17 protein-coding genes are annotated in these 17923 nt (G+C 59.8%); 10 read left to right on the plus strand and 7 right to left on the minus strand.

Annotated elements, in window-relative coordinates; all coding sequences use genetic code 11:
* Positions 1–51 precede the first annotated feature (51 nt).
* Both F8A88_RS01410 and F8A88_RS01415 read right to left on the minus strand, forming a co-directional pair.
* Complete coding sequence (locus F8A88_RS01410; protein WP_151149149.1) at positions 52–1983, minus strand: FapA family protein; 1932 nt, start codon at positions 1981–1983, stop codon at positions 52–54.
* Between the two features lie 166 nt (positions 1984–2149).
* Positions 2150–3394, minus strand: a complete 1245-nt coding sequence (locus F8A88_RS01415) for a BPL-N domain-containing protein (RefSeq protein WP_151149151.1) — start codon at positions 3392–3394, stop codon at positions 2150–2152.
* Positions 3395–3525: 131 nt separating this feature from the next.
* Here F8A88_RS01415 and F8A88_RS01420 point away from each other — a divergent pair, with 131 nt between their 5' ends.
* From F8A88_RS01420 to F8A88_RS01460, 9 genes are all read left to right on the plus strand, one after another.
* Positions 3526–6192 (plus strand): valine--tRNA ligase, encoded by a 2667-nt coding sequence (locus tag F8A88_RS01420; protein ID WP_151149153.1) that lies wholly within the window; start codon positions 3526–3528, stop codon positions 6190–6192.
* 192 nt (positions 6193–6384) lie between these two features.
* Positions 6385–7887 carry a uroporphyrinogen-III C-methyltransferase gene (gene cobA / locus F8A88_RS01425; RefSeq protein ID WP_151149155.1) on the plus strand — a complete coding sequence of 501 codons (1503 nt, stop codon included), beginning with the start codon at positions 6385–6387 and terminating at the stop codon, positions 7885–7887.
* Between the two features lie 157 nt (positions 7888–8044).
* Positions 8045–8602, plus strand: coding sequence for a methyltransferase family protein (locus tag F8A88_RS01430; protein WP_161598300.1), 558 nt, complete (start codon positions 8045–8047; stop codon positions 8600–8602).
* Positions 8603–8637: 35 nt separating this feature from the next.
* Positions 8638–9162 carry a hypothetical protein gene (locus F8A88_RS01435; protein ID WP_151149157.1) on the plus strand — a complete coding sequence of 175 codons (525 nt, stop codon included), beginning with the start codon at positions 8638–8640 and terminating at the stop codon, positions 9160–9162.
* 13 nt (positions 9163–9175) lie between these two features.
* Positions 9176–9883, plus strand: coding sequence for a phosphoribosylglycinamide formyltransferase (gene purN / locus F8A88_RS01440; protein ID WP_151149159.1), 708 nt, complete (start codon positions 9176–9178; stop codon positions 9881–9883).
* A 313-nt stretch (positions 9884–10196) separates the two neighbouring features.
* The gene (gene cobM / locus F8A88_RS01445; RefSeq protein ID WP_151150217.1) at positions 10197–10958 is read left to right on the plus strand and encodes a precorrin-4 C(11)-methyltransferase; all 762 of its coding nucleotides are present in this window, start codon (positions 10197–10199) and stop codon (positions 10956–10958) included.
* A gap of 33 nt (positions 10959–10991) precedes the next feature.
* Positions 10992–11390, plus strand: coding sequence for a secondary thiamine-phosphate synthase enzyme YjbQ (locus F8A88_RS01450; protein ID WP_151149161.1), 399 nt, complete (start codon positions 10992–10994; stop codon positions 11388–11390).
* Positions 11391–11539: 149 nt separating this feature from the next.
* A complete protein-coding gene (locus tag F8A88_RS01455; RefSeq protein ID WP_151149163.1) occupies positions 11540–11848 on the plus strand; it encodes a DUF4389 domain-containing protein in 309 nt (102 codons plus the stop codon).
* Positions 11849–11864: 16 nt separating this feature from the next.
* Complete coding sequence (locus F8A88_RS01460; RefSeq protein ID WP_151149165.1) at positions 11865–12137, plus strand: cysteine-rich small domain-containing protein; 273 nt, start codon at positions 11865–11867, stop codon at positions 12135–12137.
* A gap of 7 nt (positions 12138–12144) precedes the next feature.
* Here the strand turns inward: F8A88_RS01460 and F8A88_RS01465 are convergent, their stop codons facing one another.
* From F8A88_RS01465 to F8A88_RS01485, 5 genes are all read right to left on the minus strand, one after another.
* Positions 12145–12567, minus strand: a complete 423-nt coding sequence (locus F8A88_RS01465; RefSeq protein ID WP_151149167.1) for a hypothetical protein — start codon at positions 12565–12567, stop codon at positions 12145–12147.
* Between the two features lie 42 nt (positions 12568–12609).
* A complete protein-coding gene (locus F8A88_RS01470) occupies positions 12610–13848 on the minus strand; it encodes an HD-GYP domain-containing protein (RefSeq protein WP_151149169.1) in 1239 nt (412 codons plus the stop codon).
* Between the two features lie 20 nt (positions 13849–13868).
* Positions 13869–14504, minus strand: coding sequence for a flagellar brake protein (locus F8A88_RS01475; RefSeq protein ID WP_151150218.1), 636 nt, complete (start codon positions 14502–14504; stop codon positions 13869–13871).
* A gap of 192 nt (positions 14505–14696) precedes the next feature.
* On the minus strand, positions 14697–15248 hold the full coding sequence (gene amrA / locus F8A88_RS01480) for an AmmeMemoRadiSam system protein A (RefSeq protein WP_151149171.1): 552 nt from the start codon (positions 15246–15248) through the stop codon (positions 14697–14699).
* Positions 15241–16536 (minus strand): MFS transporter, encoded by a 1296-nt coding sequence (locus tag F8A88_RS01485; protein WP_151149173.1) that lies wholly within the window; start codon positions 16534–16536, stop codon positions 15241–15243. Before F8A88_RS01485 ends, amrA begins: the two co-directional genes overlap by 8 nt.
* Positions 16537–16634: 98 nt before the next feature.
* Between F8A88_RS01485 and cbiE the strand changes: the two genes are divergently transcribed.
* Positions 16635–17876, plus strand: coding sequence for a precorrin-6y C5,15-methyltransferase (decarboxylating) subunit CbiE (gene cbiE / locus F8A88_RS01490; protein WP_151149175.1), 1242 nt, complete (start codon positions 16635–16637; stop codon positions 17874–17876).
* Positions 17877–17923 lie beyond the last annotated feature (47 nt).

Consider the following 17923-nt stretch of genomic DNA (forward strand, 5'->3'; position numbering starts at 1 on the left):
TTTGTCGTGCATCGCAACGAGGTGGTTACAGAAGGCCAAGAAAAAAGGGTATCAGAGAGGACCGAAGCTGATTTTTCGTTCGTCCTGGTTCCAGTGAATCTGTGTCCTGTCCATGGTCTTTTTGACCTGCACGGTCTGGCCACCCATCTTGATGATCACGCCGGCATGAATGGTGCGCATGACCTTGATGCTGATGCCTGCCAGTTCCTGTTGGCGCATGTCGGCCTTTTCGGTCAGCTCTTCGGTCACGTTTTTGTACCGTTTGGAAACGTTCATGCGGTGCTTGATGATTTTGACCACGGCTTCGCGTTTGTCGGCCGGGGTGCGGGTAAGGATGTCGCGGGGATCGCCCTTGCCCAGAATCTTGTCGATCTTGTTGAGTTCCTTGACCAGATGCTTGCGTTCCTTGATCAGGTCGAGGTCGTCCTCGGTGCTCAGGTTAATGCCTACCACGGTCTTGACTCCGAGTTCGGAGCCGAGTTCGTTGACGGTCATGCCCCGCGAACACAGGCTGGTCCCGCCCTGGATGATGCCCTTTCCCTTTTCCGCGATGATCTTGCCGAAGGCCTGTATGTTGGAATTGGAGATTTCGTTCTTGAAGACGATGTTGCCGTGTGCCAGCACGCGGCCGTTGTTCATGTAGGAAGTGATAACGTCGCCGCCTTCCACGAGTCCGCCGTCCGGCATGAGAATGCCGCCGGAAACCTCCACGTTGCCGCCCGTGACCACGGTGGCGCTTTCAATGGAGCCTCCCACCACAACGTGCTTGGGCGCACGGACTTCGAAACCGGCCTGCACGTTGCCCAGCACCTTCACGGACCCCGTGTCCACACGCACGTTGCCCGTGCCCATATCCACGTTGCCCGAGAGCACGAGGCATTCGGAAACGGACAGGGTGTTGCGTTCCATGACCAGAATGCCGCGGGCCGTGGCCTGAAAGGTTATTTCGTCTTCCAGCAGGATGACGTTTTCGCCAAGGTGAATAAAAAGTTCGCGGCCCTCGTTGGCAGGAACGGTCTTGCCGAAGATGTCGATGCCGCCCTGACCCTTGGTGGGCGGGTGCAGCCGGGCCACGGTTTGTCCCTCGTCTACCGAGGGGTATGCGCCACGGTCCTTGAAATCGAGCCTGCCGGACTCGTCTTCGGTGCCGGTCTGCTCCCGGGTGCTGACAAGGTATTCCAGCCAGCCGTCCTTGCCGTTGACCGGGTGGCGGCCCCGCACCACGAGCACGTCCTTGACCGGCTCATTGCCGATGCTGGCCTTGCGCAGGGCGCGGTCCATCTCTTCCAGCTCCATGTCGATGACCACACCGAGGTCCAGCAGCTCTTTTTCGATCTGGGAAACCGAAATGGGCTTGCCGGAAAAATCCTGATGGAAAATGGTACAGGAGATGGTGATGTTGTCCTTGTCCACGCGCAGCAACGGGTCCACCTGAATTTTGTCGTCCCGAACCCGGGCCATGCCGAAAACCGTGGCGGTATACGAGCCGTCCGATGGGTTGAACTCGCAGTTTTCCCCGACCGTGATGGTGATGTCTTTCGGCTTTTTCGTGGATTTCGGCTTGGTGACGACGCCGTTGATGGTCTGGCCATTTCTGGCCGCCACGGGCGGGGTCTTGACCGCAAAACAGTCGCCGGGAAAGACCGGGAAATTCAGATCGCCCTTTTTTTCGAAAGAGGCGTCCTGCGGCTCCTGCATCTCGATGCCACGTACCAGTGCGATGCCTTTGAAATCCTTGCCGGATTCAATGCATGCCAGCACCTTTTGCGCGGCATCTTCGTCCACGGGCAGGGTTACGCCGGCTTCGGCCACCTGTTTTTTGATGAGTTCGGTGCTGGGGGGAGCGCCGTTGTTTGAAGGGGGCTGGTAGCGGCTGACGCCCAGCTTCATGCCGTCTTCGGACAGGCAGAAACGAAACTTTGCGTCGGCTTCGGAAGTCCGTGCTTCCTGGCCGTCAATGGGTGTGCAGGTTTCGTCTGTCATGAATACCCCATTCCAAACAGATTTTTCCACAGCTGTGCCGCTGTGTGGAAAAAAAGGAAAAGCCTGTTTGATTACCGTTATCGTAACCCCGGAATCCCCTCTACGAATGGCATTTGTATCATGTTTGCGCTCTTGAGTGCAACATGGGGAAGGGTGGGGAAAATGTTCAGGGTAGACCCTGAAGATGCCAATGCAGGGTTTCCAGCGTATTGGCGATGGCTGCGTATATGCCGCCCGGGTGGGCGGGTTTGCCGAACAGGGCGGCGCGTTGGTTGGCCAGCACGTCCGGATCAAGGGAGGAGGGGCCGGAGTGGTAGACGGTCATGGCCAGCCGTTCGGCGAGCAGATAACCGGTCAGTCCTTCATGGAGCAGTTTCACGGCCTTTTCGAATTTTGCGGATTCCTGTTGCCAGAATTGTTCGGCCTGCGGTGTCGGGGGCGCTGCCTGAGCTTCGCAGATCATGGAATACAGGCTGTTGATGCCCGCGCCCGGTATGCCTCTGCGCCAGCCCAGCAGCCATGGCGTCCGCCAGAAGAGCAGGAAGTGCTGCAGGCCGGTTTCTATGATGGATTCCAGGCTGCTTCGGGCCTGGGAAAGAACGCTGTTGTCCCACACCACGGGCCGTCCGGCCACATCCCACGCGGGCAGGGTCGTGGTGTTCGGGGTGATTTCGAGCAGTTCGCCCAGCAGGCTGGCCAGCCAAAGGTTGGCCTGCGGCGATGCCGGTGTTTCCAGGTGCGCGTAGCTGAGGATATATTCGCCCTTGCCGCAATTGCCGCGTATCAGGCTGGGGGTGTCGTTCAGGAAGTCCGGTTTCAGGCGGATGCCGTAAAGGTTCTCCCAGTCCGTGAGCGTGCCCTTGGGCAGGGTCTTGAGGCAGATGTCCGCCACCCAGAAGTCCGGTCCCGGCGTTCGGTAGGATGCCAGCACCTTGACCCCGTTGTCCTGCTCGTAGAATTGGCCGGGCCACCAGACCGGGATCAGCGCTTCGCTGCCCAGCTCGGAGGGAACGCGCGGATCGTCGGCGTTGAGGTCTACGTGCATGTGGCCGGAAAGGAAATGTTGCAGCCGGTCGGAAAACGGCCTTCGCCGCCAGGGACAGAGGCCGAGATTGTCGCGCAGGGCCAGGCCTGCGCCGCCGCAAAAGCCGATATAGGTGCCGCCGCTTTCCACATAGTGCCAAAGAGCCTGTTCTCCGGCCGGGCCGAGCCTGTCCCGTTTGCCGCGGGCACGGCCGCCCGGGACCAAGAGCACGCGCGGGATTTCCCCGTCGAGCTTGCCAGCCAGCGCGCCTTGGGCTATCTCTTCGGCGCGCACGAGCCGGTGGGGAATGCCCCAGTGCTTCAGTGCCCGCTGGGCCATGAGGCCCCAGAAATGCGATTCGTCCCAATATATGTGGATGCTTGACATATCGTGATCTCTCAAAGAGGGTATTCGGCACGCTAACAAGGGCTGCCTGCAGAGGCAAGCGCAACAGGAAATTTCAGGCGCCGTTTTCAAGTGAAATGGCGTTCTTTAGGGATATTTGCAAGGAGAAATCGATGAGTCGACCGACGCTGGCCAAGGGGTATGAGCCTTGGGACGTTGAAGAAAAATGGGAAAATCACTGGGAAGAGGACAAAACCTTTGCTCCCGATGTCAACGATGGAAATGATCCGTATTCCATTGTCATCCCGCCGCCCAATGTCACGGGCGTATTGCACATGGGCCACGCCCTGAACCTGACGCTGCAGGATATTCTCTGCCGTTTCAACCGTCAGCAGGGCAAAAGCGTGCTGTGGATTCCGGGTACGGACCACGCGGGCATTGCCACCCAGAACGTGGTGGAACGCCAGCTCAAGGAAGAGGGCAAGACCCGCGACGACCTCGGCCGCGAGAAATTCATCGAGCGCGTCTGGGAATGGAAAAAGGAAAAGGGCGACCATATCCTGAGCCAGATCCGGCGCATGGGCGCGTCCGTGGACTGGTCCCGCGAGGCGTTCACCTTTGACGACCAGCGCGCCAAGGCCGTACGCAAGGTTTTTGTGGAGCTGTACAGGAAGGGGCTCATCTACAAGGGCGACTACATCATCAACTGGTGCAACCGCTGCCACACCGCCCTTGCCGACGACGAAGTCGAGCACGAGGACAAGCCCGGCAACCTCTGGCACATCAAATACCCGCTGGCCGACGGTTCCGGCGACCTGATCATCGCCACCACGCGCCCCGAAACCCTGCTGGGCGACACGGGCGTTGCCGTGAACCCGGACGACGACCGTTTCAACAAATACATCGGTTCCACGGTCATCCTGCCGCTGGTGGGTCGCGAGTTGCCGGTCATCGGCGACCGCTATGTGGACATCGAGTTCGGCACCGGCTGTCTCAAAGTGACCCCGGCCCACGACATGAACGACTGGGAACTGGGCCGCAAGCACGATCTGCAGGTGCTGCCCATTCTGGACGAGAAGGGCTACGTGAACGAGAACGCCCCGGAAAAATACCGGGGCATGCACAAGGACGAAGCGCGCAAGGCCGTTGTGGCGGACCTTGAGGCGCAGGGACTTCTCGTGGAGGTGGCCGAGCACGACCACAAGGTGGGCGTGTGCTACCGCTGCAAGTCCGTGATCGAGCCGCATGTTTCCACCCAGTGGTTCGTTTCCATGAAGCCGCTGGCCGAAAAGGCGCGTGCCGCGGTTCCCGAGCGTACGCAGATTTATCCGGAAAGCTGGAGCAAGACCTACTACAACTGGCTGGACGAGATTCGCGACTGGTGCATTTCCCGCCAGATATGGTGGGGCCACCGCATTCCCGCGTGGACCTGTCAGGAGTGCGGCGAGATCATCGTGGAGATGGACGATCCCACCACCTGCTCCAAGTGCGGCAGCGCAAACATCGTGCAGGACGAAGACGTTCTGGATACATGGTTCTCGTCCGCGCTGTGGCCGTTTTCCACCATGGGCTGGCCCGAAGACACGGCCGAGCTGGCCAAGTATTACCCCACCTCCTGTCTGGTCACCGGGTTCGACATCCTGTTTTTCTGGGTGGCGCGCATGATGATGATGGGGCTGGAATTCATGGAGGAAGTGCCGTTCCACCACGTGTACATTCATGCGTTGGTGCGCGACGAGCACGGCAAGAAGATGTCCAAGTCCACGGGCAACGTCATCGACCCGCTGGACATGATTTCCAAATACGGGGCCGATGCCCTGCGTTTCACCCTGACCTCGTTCGCGGCCATGGGCCGGGACATCAAGCTCTCGGAACAGCGCATCGAAGGGTATCGGCATTTCATGAACAAGATTTGGAACGCGGCCCGGTTCGCGCTCATGAACCTGCCGGAAACCGTTCCCGCCGCCGATGTTTCCAAGGCCGAATCCCTTGCGGACAAGTGGATTCTGCATCGTCTGGACGAGGTCAAGGAACAGGTGGCCCGCGCCACGCGTGAATACCGTTTCAACGAGATCGCCCAGACCCTGTACAAGTTCATCTGGTCCGAATTCTGCGACTGGTATCTGGAAATGATCAAACCCGCGCTGTACGGCGAGGACGAGCAGGCCAAGGCCATGACCCAGCGCGTGCTGTGGACCGTTCTTTCCGAAACGCTGGTCATGCTGCATCCGGTGACGCCGTTCATCACGCAGGAGATATGGTCCGCGCTGCCGAGGCCCGAAGGTGACGACCGCAGCGAGGATATCGCCACCCTGGCGTATCCGGACATGCGGCCCGGCCTGCGCAACGACGCGGCCATGGCCGAGATGGAATTGTTCATGGGCGTTGTTTCCGGAGTGCGCAACATCCGCACCGAGCTGGTCATCGAGCCTGCGCGCAGGTTGAATCTGCTGGTGAAGACCGCCGGCGATGCGGACAAGGCCGTGCTGGAAGCCAACGCCGACTTGATCAAATCGCTGGCCCGTCTGGAAAGCGTGGAAATCGGCCCGGACGTGCAGGGGCCCAAGGCATCCGGCTCCACTGTGGTACAGGGCAACGAAATCTACGTGCCCCTTGAAGGCGTGGTGGACTTTGACGCCGAGCTGGCGCGGCTGGACAAGGAAATGGCCAAGATCGACAAGGGGCTTGTGGGCGTGACCAAGAAGCTCGCCAACCCCGGGTTCGTGAACAACGCACCCGCCGACGTGGTGGAAAAGGAAAAGGCCAAGCAGGCCGAGATGGAAGAAAAGAAGACCAAGCTCACCGAGCTGCAGGAGCGGCTCCGGAGCGTCATGGGATAAAGGCATTGCAGGAGCCGGTGAGGGGACCTTTTGTAAAAGGTCCCCTCACCGGACCCCTCCCTCCAATTTTTTTGGGTACTGCTTCGCGGTGAGGGGATATGAGGAGTGCGGCACCGAAGGTGCCTGATAAAAAGTTTTGGAGGTTCCAAGGAACCGTTTTCAAAAGGTTCCTTGGCCGCCGGAGGCAAACATATGTCCAAAGTTTTTCTCGTTGGAGCCGGGCCGGGCGATCCGGGCCTTCTGACTCTTCGCGCCAAGCAGGTCATCGAGACCTGCGATGTCATGATCTACGATTACCTGGCCAACAAGGATTTTCTGAAATGGTGCAAGCCGGATTGTGAAATCCTGTATGTGGGCAAGAAGGGCGGCGACCATACCCTGCCGCAGGACAAGATCAACGAGTTGATCATTGAAAAGGCGCGCGAGGGCAAGGACATCTGTCGGCTCAAGGGCGGCGATCCCTACGTGTTTGGCCGCGGCGGCGAAGAAGCCGAGGAACTGGTGGAAGCGGGCATCGATTTCGAGGTGGTCCCGGGCATCACCGCAGGCGTTGCCGCGCCCGCGTATGCCGGTATTCCGGTCACGCACCGCGACCACACCACGTCGGTCTGCTTCATCACCGGGCATGAAGACCCCACCAAGGAGAAATCCGGCCACAACTGGGCCGTGTACGGCCAGTCCAACTCCACGCTGGTTTTTTACATGGGCGTCAAGAACCTGCCCATGATCGCCAAGAATCTCATGGACAACGGCCGCGCCCCGGAGACCCCGGTGGCGCTGGTGCGCTGGGGCACGCGCTGCACCCAGCAGAGCATGGTCTCCACGCTGGAAAACGTGGCCGCCGACGCTGCCGAGCGCGGATTCAAAGCCCCGTCCATCATCGTTGTTGGCGGTGTCTGCTCCCTGCACGACAAATTGAACTGGTTCGAGAAGAAACCGCTGCTGGGCAAGGGCGTCGTGGTCACCCGCGCGCGTGAGCAGGCCAGCGGGCTTGTGGACATTCTTGGCGCCAAGGGCGCGTGCGTGTATGAATTTCCGACCATTTCCGTTGAGCACATCGACGATTACGCGGATGTGGAGACCGCCATACTCGGTCTGGCCGGGTACGACTGGCTGGTGTTCACCTCGGTCAACGGCGTGAAATTCTTTTGGGAACAGATGGAAACCGTTGGGCTGGACACGCGCATTCTCGGGGGCATTCAGGTGGCGGCCATCGGCCCGGCCACGGCGGATGCCTTGCGGGAAAAAGGCGTGAACCCGGATTTCATTCCCGAAAAATACGTGGCCGAGCATGTTGTGGACGGCCTGTTGAAAAAGGGTATTCAGGGCAGCCGGGTGCTCATCCCGCGCGCCCGCGTGGCCCGGGAGATACTGCCCGAGAAATTGAGCGAGGCCGGGTGCGACGTGCAGGTTTTGCCTGTGTACGAAACCCGTATGGCCGGTTCGGACGTGGACGCGGTGCGCGAGGCCATGAAGGCGGGCAAGGTCCAGTATGTGACCTTCACCTCATCCTCCACGGTGCAGAACTTTTTCGAGCTCATGCCGCCCGAGGAATTCAAGACCTATGAAGGTGTGAAGATCGCGTCCATCGGGCCGATCACCTCCAAAACAGTGCATGAATACGGGTTTACCGTAGCCGTGCGCCCCGAGGAGTACACCATTCCCGGACTGGTTGAGGAATTGCTCAAGGACTGATCACGGACGTTTTGATCGAAGCCTGATGAAGTTGTGAGCCCGTCCGGTGCGGCCGGACGGGCTTTTTTGACCGTGCCGCCGGGCAAGGGCTGGCGTTTGCGCCTGAAATGATGCTATGCGAAATGTATATAATTATTTTAAAGCAAGCGAGGCAGCCATGAAGTATATTGATCTGCTTGTTTCCTTGAGCCAGCGGGAACGCTCGGCGCAGTACAGGTTTCTGGTTCTGATCGTGGGCGCGTCGTTTTTCCTGGTGGTATTTTCCGGGCTGGTCCTTTGGGCTTCGCATTGGCTGGTGCAGGTTTTTCGCGCCGTGTTCGTGACGCCGATTCCGGTTCTTGGCTGGGTGCTGGCTTTGCTGGGCATAGCCCTGGCCGCATGGGCATCGCTGGTCATGTGGTTTTCTGCGGACGGAACCCCGGCCCCGTTGGCGCCGACGCGACGACTGGTTACGCACGGACCGTTTCGCTATTGTCGCAACCCCATGCAGTTGGCGATCATGATTTATGTGCTGGGGTTGGGGACGGCCCTGTTTTCGCTGGTCACCGGGATCTGTGCCCTGCTGTTCACCTTTGTGCTCGGCGGGCTGTACCATCGTTTTGTGGAAGAACGGGAACTGCGTGCGCGGTTCGGCGAGGAGTATGACCGATATCGCAATGCCACCCCTTTTGTGCTCCCCCGGATTTGGAAGCATCATGATGCTGATTCTGTGTAGGAATCATTACTTTTTGAAATATGCAATTATCTGATATGAAAAGATTTCGATTCTTTTTAGTGCTTGCCTTGGCCTTGCTGTGCGGCTGTTTGCCGGCCACGGTGGAGGATGTGGTTGTTTTTGACGCTTCGCGGGGTTTTCCCGATGCATGGCTTGGTGTGTACGAATACATCCCGGCCAAGGGAGAGCGTTTCGATAAAACCGGCTTGCCGGAATTGACCCTTTGCAAGGGCGAGGCTTCCGGCGGCGTGAGTGCTGTTTTGCATCACGGCGCGGAAGTGTACGGCGGCGAATGTATTGCTTCGCGGGTTCCGGACACGTCTCTGCATGTGTTGGCTTTTCCGGAATTTGTGGTGCAGGCCGGGGATCATCGCGAACTCGTGAAGCGGGTATTCTTTGTCGTGCGGCGTGTCGACGATGTGCTTTATGTGTGGGACGTGCTGGCCGGAACCCTTGGTCCCGCGCCATGGCATGTGGACAAGGTCAAAAAGTTCCTGCAAAAGAAGCCGAACAAGTTCGACATCACCAAGCCGGGGTTGCGGTTCAGGGCCGCATCCTGACGAAGGAGCACTCATGCCGCTGCCCATAGCCGTACTGGTTTCCGGAGGAGGGTCCAACCTCCAGTCCATTATCGACACGATAGAAGAAGGCGTTCTGGACGCCGAGATAAAGCTGGTCGTCTCCAACCGTGCACGGGCCTTCGGGCTGGAGCGCGCCCGCAACCATGGCATCCCAACGCTGGTGCTTTCGCACAAGGATTACCGCACCCGCGAGGATTTCGACCGTGCCATGGTCAAGGCCATTCACGACCATGGCGTGAGCGCACCGCATGGTGCCGTGGTCATGGCCGGGTTCATGCGCATCGTCACGCACGAACTGCTGGCCGCGTTTCCGGACCGGGTGCTGAATATTCATCCTGCCCTGTTGCCCAGTTTTCCGGGCGTGCACGGACAGGGCGACGCCGCAGACTACGGCGTGAAGATTTCCGGGTGCACCGTGCATTTCGTGGACGAAGAAATGGACCACGGTCCGGTCATTATTCAGGCCGCCGTGCCCTGCAATGCGGGCGAAGACGGTGACGAGCTCGGGCCGCGGATTCTCAAGCTGGAGCATCGCGTTTTTCCGCAGGCCATCAACTGGCTGGCACAGGACCGGTTGGAAATTCAGGGACGCCATGTGCATCTGAAGGTCGCCGGGATTCCGCTGGCTGACGCACCGCGCGCTGATGTGGAGCCGTCCTGTTGCGCCCTTGTCTGGCCGCCGCTGGAAGAGGGTTTTTAGAAGCGTATTTCGAGAAGGACGAGTTGGGGAGGCCCCTTTTGAAAAAGGGTCCTCCCCAAACCCCTCCTCCAAAACTTTTTATCGCTGCGGCCCGCCCTGCCTGTGCAGGACGGGCCGCAGTTGTTTGTAAGGATTGAAGGAACGTTTTATTTTTCCTTTCATCATCCGTCGCGCATCCGCAGGATGCGCGACACAACAGGGTCAAGGGACGTGTCCCTTGCGGCTGCAGGGCAGCGCCCTGCTCCCCGAAGGGATGAATTATCCGGGTGGCGTGGGTGTACTCATCCGGGAGGAGTTCTGGTAAGACATGGACATGACGCAAGTATACTTCATAGGAGCCGGTCCGGGCGACCCCGAGCTGATCACCGTGCGCGGCCAGCGGTTGGTGGCCGAGGCCGATCTGGTGCTCTACGCCGGTTCGCTGGTGCCCAGGGATGTGGTGGCCTGCGCAAAGCAGGGCGCGCGCGTGGAAAATTCCGCGCCCCTGAACCTGCGGGAGACCCACGCCCTGATCATGGAAACCGTTGCAGCGGGCGGCATGGTTGCCCGCGTGCATACGGGCGATCCGGCCTTGTACGGCGCGGTGCGCGAACAGGCCGAACTGTTGGACGAGGCGGGCGTGGCGTGGGAGATCGTGCCCGGCGTCACGGCCGGATTTGCGGCCGCTGCCGCTGCCGGGCGTTCGTTCACCGTGCCGGAGGTGACCCAAACGCTCATTTTTTCGCGTCTTGAGGGCAGAACTCCGGTTCCGGAGCGCGAGCATCTGCGTGAACTGGCGCGCAGCCGGTCCGCCATGTGTATCTATCTTTCGGCGGGCGACCCCGAGGGCGTGCAGTCCGCGTTGCTGGAAGGCGGCATGCCCGGGTCCACGCTGGTGCTGGCCGCCTACCGTGTGGGCTGGTCCGAGCAACGCATGGCCGAGACAACGCTGGATGGGCTGGCACATACCGCACGCAGGAACGGCTTTACGCGGCAGACCGTGTTTCTGGTGCTGCCGGGGCAGGGGGGCGAGGACTTCGGCTCGGCCAGGTCGTTACTCTATGATCCGGATTTCCGGCACATGTGCCGGGGCTAGTGCGGCAAAATCGATATTTCAGGGAGAGTGTTCATGGAGACCATGCAGGTTCAGACCCATGACCGCGAGGCGATGGTGGACATTACGGGCGCGGTTCGGCGCATGATCGGCGAAAACGGCTGGTCCGACGGCGCGCTGCTGCTGTACTGCCCGCATACCACCGGGGCCGTGACCATCAATGAAGGAGCTGATCCAGACGTCGTGCGCGACATTCTGGTCAACATGCGCAAACTGGTGCCGCATCGCGGCGACTACCACCACGCCGAGGGCAACTCGGACGCGCACATCAAGTCATCCATGTTCGGCTGTGATCAGCTTGTCATTGTGGAAGGCGGGAACATCCAGCTTGGTACGTGGCAGAAGATCTACTTCTGCGAATTCGACGGGCCGAGAACGCGCAAATTGTGGGTGAAGTTTTTGTCCGGGCTTTGATTTTCCTGTTTGACGGATGGACGCTTGGATTCGTTTTCCGGACGACGACGGTTGCAACACGCCCGATAACGAAATACTGTTTGCATTGGTCGTGCCCATGCCCGGTCGTTGCAAACATCGCAAAACGATTGCCAACAGGGAGTAATCTCATGCCCATTGAAATCAACGTGGATCGCATTGTCATTCTCAAGCGTTTTCTGATCACCCTCGTCTGCCTGCTGGTGTTCGAGCTGGTGCGGCTCCTCGTGCAGGCTTCCGTGCTTTTCCAGTTCGTGTACATGCTCATCGCCCGCAAAAACAGTGAGCCGTTGCGCCGTTTTTCCAACCGCCTTTCCTGCTTTGCCTACCGGCTGCTGCGTTATTCCACGCTGAATGAAAACGCCAAACCGTTTCCGTTCAACGAATTCCCCAAGGCAGGGGATTGCGACAGGCCGTCTTCGACCATAACCTTCGACTAGCCGGAACATGGCGCCCATGAGCAACAGCCACCGTTTTTTCTGCAACAGGGATTGCAAGTATTTTCCCTGCCACAAGGGCGTTGACCCGGAAGAATTCAACTGTCTTTTCTGTTTTTGTCCGTTGTATTTTCTGGAGGATTGCGGTGGCAACCCGGGCAGGACCAGCGAGGGCATCAAGGATTGCACGGGATGCACGGTGCCCCATTCGCCGGGCGGCTACGAGCACGTCATGGCCCGGTTGCGCAGGGAGTTCGACCGCCTGCGGGAGCAGGGAAAAGAGGCCGGATGACGGTTGATCAGCCGAAGTGTTTGGCCAGATAGGTGTCGATTTCCCGGGTCAGCTGTTTCTGTTCGCGTTCGGCAAGACGCACGCGTTCTTCCTCGTCCAGCGTATCGTCCTGAAAACGGGCCAGATTCACGAAGCACCGGCGCACGCGGGCGAGTTCTTCGTATTGGCTGTTGCGGTTGAAGCAGTAGGCCATGACCTTGGCCGCGCTCTTGACGCGTTCCTTGTCGCAGGGCAGCACGTGGATGCCGCGCAGGGAGTCCGAATCGTCCTCTACCAGCGGCAGGACCCGCAGGATGATGTCCTTGGACGCCTTGACGGTCTCCGGGTTCACGCGCATGACCGTCCGCTTGTTGGTTTTGTTCATGATCGTGCGGATGATGAGCAACACGCCCATGAGTGCAAACAATGCGATCCAGATATCGTATTCCATGGATGAGTCGTCCTTTTTTCGTGTCGTGCAGGCGGGACCGGTTCAGTCCATGCCTTCCAGCGGGGGCCGTTCCTCGCGTGAATGAAAATAGGGGCGCAGGTTGATCTGGTACTGCGCCGGGTCGGCACAATCAACTATCTTCAGTGCGCTGCCGTTGTCCGGAACGGCCAGATCCACCAGCTTTGCCGGAATCGGGCTCAGATCCTCGTCCAGAATGACCTTGATCTTGGGGAGCAGGGGCTTTTCCGGGTTGCTTTCAAAGACCACGCCGTAATTGCCTGTGCTCAGCCGCACCAAACTGCCGGACGGGAAGATGCCCAGGCATTTGATGAACAGCTGTACCTCCCGGGCGCTGAAATCCTGGTCGCGCATGCCGTACATGATGGCCAGCGCCTTGTTGGGCAGAATGGCGTTCTTGTAGGAACGGTCGCTGGTCAGGGCGTCGTATACGTCGGCCATGCTCAGTATGCGTCCGAATACGCTGATGTCGTCTTTGGAAAGGCCGTGCGGATAGCCGGAACCGTTGAATTTTTCGTGGTGCTCCTCCACGGCGCGCAACACGGCCGGCGGCATTTCCCTGGCTTTTTTCAGGATGTTCAGCCCGTAGACCGGATGCTTCTTGATTTCCTCGAATTCGCTGCGGGTCAGTCGACCCCGCTTGTTGATGATCCTGTTGGAGATGGCGGTCTTGCCCAGATCGTGCAGCATGCCCGCAACGCCCAGCGTGGTCAGTTCCTCGCGTGAAAGTCCGACGTATTCCCCGAAAACAACGGCGATGGCCGCCACGTTGATGCTGTGGGAATAGGTATAGGAGTCATAGCGTGAGAGCTTGGACAGGCAGACGATGGTGTCGGCGTTCTGGATGGCGGATTCGATGACCCCGTCCAGGGCTTCGGCCGAGGAACGGTAGTCCACCTGCCGTCCCATTTTCACATCCGTGATGATCCGCTTGGTCTGGTCAAGGGCCTTGGCATATGCCTTGCGCGCTTTTTCAATGGTTTTGACAAAAGGGGCACGGGGCTTGCGTTTGAGGTGCTCCTCGCGGGTGCGCAGCAGCTTTTCAAGCCGCTCTTCGTCGGAAAGCCGGGCGTTCTCCGGGGCCGGGGCAAGCCTGATGAAGGCCTGCAGGAAACCCTTGGCGCGAATGCGTCGAACCTCGGCCTCATCCTTGATGATGCCGGGTTTGGTGTACAGGTACGGAAGTTGTTGCCATACGTCTGCGCTGAGCTGAACGACTTCCATTCCCGGTGCGAGTTCGTCCACGGAGATCTTTTTTATCATCCCGAGTCCCTGTCCGGCGGCTATTGGCTGAGCCGCTCGATCTTTTCCACGTACCTGACGAGCAGTTCCCTTTCTTCTTCGTTTATGTCCAGAAACATGGAACCGAAACGGAGGGTTCCCTTTTCCTTGGAAACGTTTTTCACGGCAATGGGCAGCTTGAGCGTGCCGAGATTGCCCAGTTGCATGGCCACGAGCATGTCCTGGCCCACGTCGATGGTGTTAAGCGGGTCGCGCGCGTTCACGGACGCGGCCACCATGCAGCCCGTTTCGCTGACGTTGAGGATGAGGCAATCATAGCCCTTGCCTTCCATGGTGTATACGGTTCCGTCGATGCTGCAGTTGAAGCGCGAGGCCTGGCGCAGGTCCAGCTTTTCTATGCTGTCCGGATAGACGAAGAAAATGAGCGGAGCGGGCCGTGTGATGTGGTTGAGGATGTTGGACCGGAAGCCGTAAACAGTGCCTTCGTGCAGGTATTTGATGACGATTTCATCCCGGTAGGACAGGCCGGCGCGCACGGATTGGGGCAGCCGGACGTTGGCCACGATGTATTCGTAGGGATCGAACCCCACGATGGTTCCCCGAAACCCGCCGGAACGACCCGGAAGCATGACCACGAGGTCGTTTCCGAGAGCGAGTTCGAGGTTCACGCCGGCCATCTTGGACACTTTCTTGTCCGAGGACTTGACTGACTGCGTTTGTTCTATTTTTTGCGCAGTTTGCACGATTTCCCCATCCCTGTCTTTTCCTTTTGTCAGATGCACTCCCCCTTGAGCACGGAAAAAGACGATTGAATACAGACCCCGTATATCTGAAATCAATCGCCTGCAAAATGATTATTTTTCCTGATGCTAGAAAACCACGGCCTCGAACCAGAACAGGGTGGAACCGACCTTGTTCCATGCGTCCGCGGCAAGGCCTGCCTTGGCGCACGTCTGGGCGAGGAAGGTCTCAGAATTCCAGCCGTTTTCCGTGGCCACCTGCGGCAGAAGGAGGCCGCTCTTGTTTCCGCGTGAAACAATCAGGCCGTGCACGCCCACCTGAATTTGGTGCGGGGAATGGCATTCCTGAATCGGGCCGAGGATGGAGATTTCCACTTCGACCTTATCCAGTTCCTCCCGGGTCAGGGCCGGGAAACGCGGATCGTGAAAGGCCGCTGCGCGCGCCATTTCCCATATGGTGGTGAAGAGCTGGCCCGTGCCCTGCACATTGCCGATGCAGCCCCGGAGGTGGCCGTCGATCTTGAGGGTCACGAATGCGCCCAGTGTCCGCTTGAGCACTTCGGATTTTGGTGCTTCCGGCAATTCGTCGCGGCCATCGAACTGGTCGGCGATGGACTTTGTGACCAGTTCCTTGAGATATTTCTTTTCGTCGTCATTCAGAAAAAGATGGAAATCAGGCATTGTCGTCCCTCCCTGGAACGGTTTGGTGTGTGTTTTTTGCCCGGGGCACCATGGCCATGAGCGCAAATCCGGCAACAAAGAGCGCAATGACCGCGGCCATGCCCACGCGTTGACTGCCGGAGGCCAGTGTGAGCCATCCCACGAGCAGCGGGCCGGCAAAGCTGGTCAGTTTGCCGGAGAGCGCAAACAGCCCGAACATTTGGGTGCGCAGCCCGGGCGGGGCCGCATGGGCCAGCCACGTGCGGCTGGATGCCTGCACCGGGCCTACGAATATACCGAGTAACAGACCGAAAATCCAGAACATCAATTTGGTCTGCACCGTGAGCATGGCCAGGCCGCAGCCGATCAGGCCCAGAAGCGCCCCCGTGATCACGGTTTTGGGGCCGGACGTGTCGTCCAGCCATGCGAAAAACGCCGCGCCCAGCCCGGCTGTCACGTTCAGGCCGATGCCGAAAAGGATGACCTCGCTGGCAGGCATGCCGAAGGTCCCGGCCGCATAGATGCCCCCGAAGGCGAACATGGTTGTCAGTCCGTCATTGTAAAACATGCGCGCCAGCAGGAAAAGTGCAATATGCCTGTATTCCCGGATCCGGACCAATGAAGAGCGCAATTGGCGCAGGGCATTGCCCACGGCCTGACGCGGACTGCGTCCGGTATATGGCGTGTCCGGCGTTTTCAGGAACAGGGGCAGGCTGAACCCCAGATACCAGAGCGCGGAAAGCAGCATGGTGGCCCGCACGTGCTCGGCGTTGGTTCTGGGCAGGCTTATGAACGCATTTTTGTCCACAAAGCCATACAGGGCCAGCACGAGGCAGACCAGCCCGCCCGCATAGCCCATGCCCCAGCCCCAGCCGGACCAGCGGCCCATGCGCGAACGTTCGGTCAGGTCCGGGAGCATGGCGTTGTAAAAGATGTTGGCGTACTCCGAGCCGATGGTGCCCACGCAGACCAGTACCATTGCCGGGAGCACGTATTCCTGCGCCGGACGCACGAACCAGAGCAGGGCCGTGGCCGAGACGCAGAGCAGGGTGAACGCGCCGATCCACGGTTTCCGGCGGCCCGAGGAATCGGCCAGCGCGCCCAACAGCGGCCCGCCAACGCCGATGAACAGCCCGGCGATGCCCATGGTATTGCCCCACAGGGCCGTGCCTGTGGCCTGATCCGCTGCCACCGAGCGCGTGAAATAGGCTGCGAACACGAAGGTCTGCACCAGTGTGCAGAAGCCGGCGTTGGCCCAATCGTACATGGCCCAGGCCCACAGGCCGCGTTCGTGTTTTCGAGCGTGCATCGTGCATATGTGACCCGCCCGGCGCACAAAGGCAAGGTTGCGAGTGCCTTGAGCCGGAATTTACTTCCATACCGGGCCGTAACATTGTAGAACAACGCATGTTCTTCAAGGAACCCGTATTGGTGCTGGGCCTGCGCCCCGGCGATTTGTCCCTTGTGCCCGAGGCTCGCGACATGCTGTCGTCCGCCGCTTTGGTGGTGGGCGGGCGCAGGTTGCTGGACGCCTGTCCGCATGTGTGGTGCCCGGAGGCCGAGCGGCTGGCCGTAACCTCGCCGCTTTCCGCGGTGCTGGAAACCGTGCGCTCTGTGGCGGAATCCGGCAGGCGCGTGGTGGTGCTGGCGGACGGTGATCCGCTGTTTTTCGGCATAGGCAAGGCTCTTGCCCGCGAGTTGGGGCGCGAGAATCTGCGCGTTTTGCCCTCGCTGACCACCGTGCAGCTGGCCGCGGCTCGGCTCGGCGTGAGCTGGGAGCGGACCGCCTTTGTTTCCCTGCACGGGCGCAGCGACTACACGCCGCTTTTTGCCGCGTTGGTGCATTCGGACACCATTGCCGTGTTCACGGATCACGACAACGGACCGGCCGAAGTGGCCCGGGCCATGCTGGAGCGTGGCGCGGACGGCTTTCTCATGACCGTGCTCGAGGATATCGGCACCGAACAGGAACAGGTGCGTCAACTCGGGCTTCAGGAAACATGGGGCATGGAATTTTCGGCCCTGAATATCGTTTTTCTGGAGCGGGAGTATCCGCCGGAATTGACGCTGCATCTCGGGATTCCCGATCATTTTTATCTGCACCAGCGTGGGCTGATTACCAAATTGCCCGTGCGCGCGGCCGGGCTTTCCCTGCTGGGCGTGGAGCCGTGCTCGGTGGTCTGGGATCTCGGTGCCGGGTGCGGGTCCGTGGCCATCGAGGCTTCGCATCTGGCGCGTACCGGGCATGTGTATGCCGTGGAGCGCGACAAGACCCGCGCGGCCATGATTCGCGAGAACCAGCGCCGCACCGGGGCGTGGATGGTGGAGGTGGTGCATGGAACCATGCCCGATTGCCTTGCGCCGTTGCCCGATCCGGACCGGATTTTCATCGGCGGCGGGCTTGGCGGCGAGTCCAATCAGGGTGCGGGCCTGTTGCAGACCGCTTGCGACCGTCTCAAGTCCGGGGGGCGCATGGTGCTGCACTGCATCCTGCTGGACACCCTGCTGGAGGCGCGTGCGTCCATGGAAAAGCAGGGCTGGCAGTTCGGGGTCACCCAGCTGCAGGCCAATGCCTCGGATCGGCTGGCCGGAGATTTGCGTTTCAAGGCGCAGAATCCGGTATTTATTCTTTGGGCAAAGAAGCCGTGAGCGCGTTTTTTTGGGTTTTCTGCCGCATGTGCCGGATGAATCCGGGG

The organism is Pseudodesulfovibrio senegalensis (assembly GCF_008830225.1).
GTDB lineage: Bacteria > Desulfobacterota > Desulfovibrionia > Desulfovibrionales > Desulfovibrionaceae > Pseudodesulfovibrio > Pseudodesulfovibrio senegalensis.

Excerpts from the sequence above, each read along its gene's own strand:
- F8A88_RS01410 (WP_151149149.1), bottom strand. The coding sequence starts at position 1,983 with ATGACAGACGAAACCTGCACACCCATTGACGGCCAGGAAGCACGGACT.
- F8A88_RS01415 (WP_151149151.1), bottom strand. The coding sequence starts at position 3,394 with ATGTCAAGCATCCACATATATTGGGACGAATCGCATTTCTGGGGCCTC.
- F8A88_RS01420 (WP_151149153.1), top strand. The coding sequence starts at position 3,526 with ATGAGTCGACCGACGCTGGCCAAGGGGTATGAGCCTTGGGACGTTGAA.
- cobA (WP_151149155.1), top strand. The coding sequence starts at position 6,385 with ATGTCCAAAGTTTTTCTCGTTGGAGCCGGGCCGGGCGATCCGGGCCTT.
- F8A88_RS01430 (WP_161598300.1), top strand. The coding sequence starts at position 8,045 with ATGAAGTATATTGATCTGCTTGTTTCCTTGAGCCAGCGGGAACGCTCG.
- F8A88_RS01435 (WP_151149157.1), top strand. The coding sequence starts at position 8,638 with ATGAAAAGATTTCGATTCTTTTTAGTGCTTGCCTTGGCCTTGCTGTGC.
- purN (WP_151149159.1), top strand. The coding sequence starts at position 9,176 with ATGCCGCTGCCCATAGCCGTACTGGTTTCCGGAGGAGGGTCCAACCTC.
- cobM (WP_151150217.1), top strand. The coding sequence starts at position 10,197 with ATGACGCAAGTATACTTCATAGGAGCCGGTCCGGGCGACCCCGAGCTG.
- F8A88_RS01450 (WP_151149161.1), top strand. The coding sequence starts at position 10,992 with ATGGAGACCATGCAGGTTCAGACCCATGACCGCGAGGCGATGGTGGAC.
- F8A88_RS01455 (WP_151149163.1), top strand. The coding sequence starts at position 11,540 with ATGCCCATTGAAATCAACGTGGATCGCATTGTCATTCTCAAGCGTTTT.
- F8A88_RS01460 (WP_151149165.1), top strand. The coding sequence starts at position 11,865 with ATGAGCAACAGCCACCGTTTTTTCTGCAACAGGGATTGCAAGTATTTT.
- F8A88_RS01465 (WP_151149167.1), bottom strand. The coding sequence starts at position 12,567 with ATGGAATACGATATCTGGATCGCATTGTTTGCACTCATGGGCGTGTTG.
- F8A88_RS01470 (WP_151149169.1), bottom strand. The coding sequence starts at position 13,848 with ATGATAAAAAAGATCTCCGTGGACGAACTCGCACCGGGAATGGAAGTC.
- F8A88_RS01475 (WP_151150218.1), bottom strand. The coding sequence starts at position 14,504 with ATGGCCGGCGTGAACCTCGAACTCGCTCTCGGAAACGACCTCGTGGTC.
- amrA (WP_151149171.1), bottom strand. The coding sequence starts at position 15,248 with ATGCCTGATTTCCATCTTTTTCTGAATGACGACGAAAAGAAATATCTC.
- F8A88_RS01485 (WP_151149173.1), bottom strand. The coding sequence starts at position 16,536 with ATGCACGCTCGAAAACACGAACGCGGCCTGTGGGCCTGGGCCATGTAC.
- cbiE (WP_151149175.1), top strand. The coding sequence starts at position 16,635 with ATGTTCTTCAAGGAACCCGTATTGGTGCTGGGCCTGCGCCCCGGCGAT.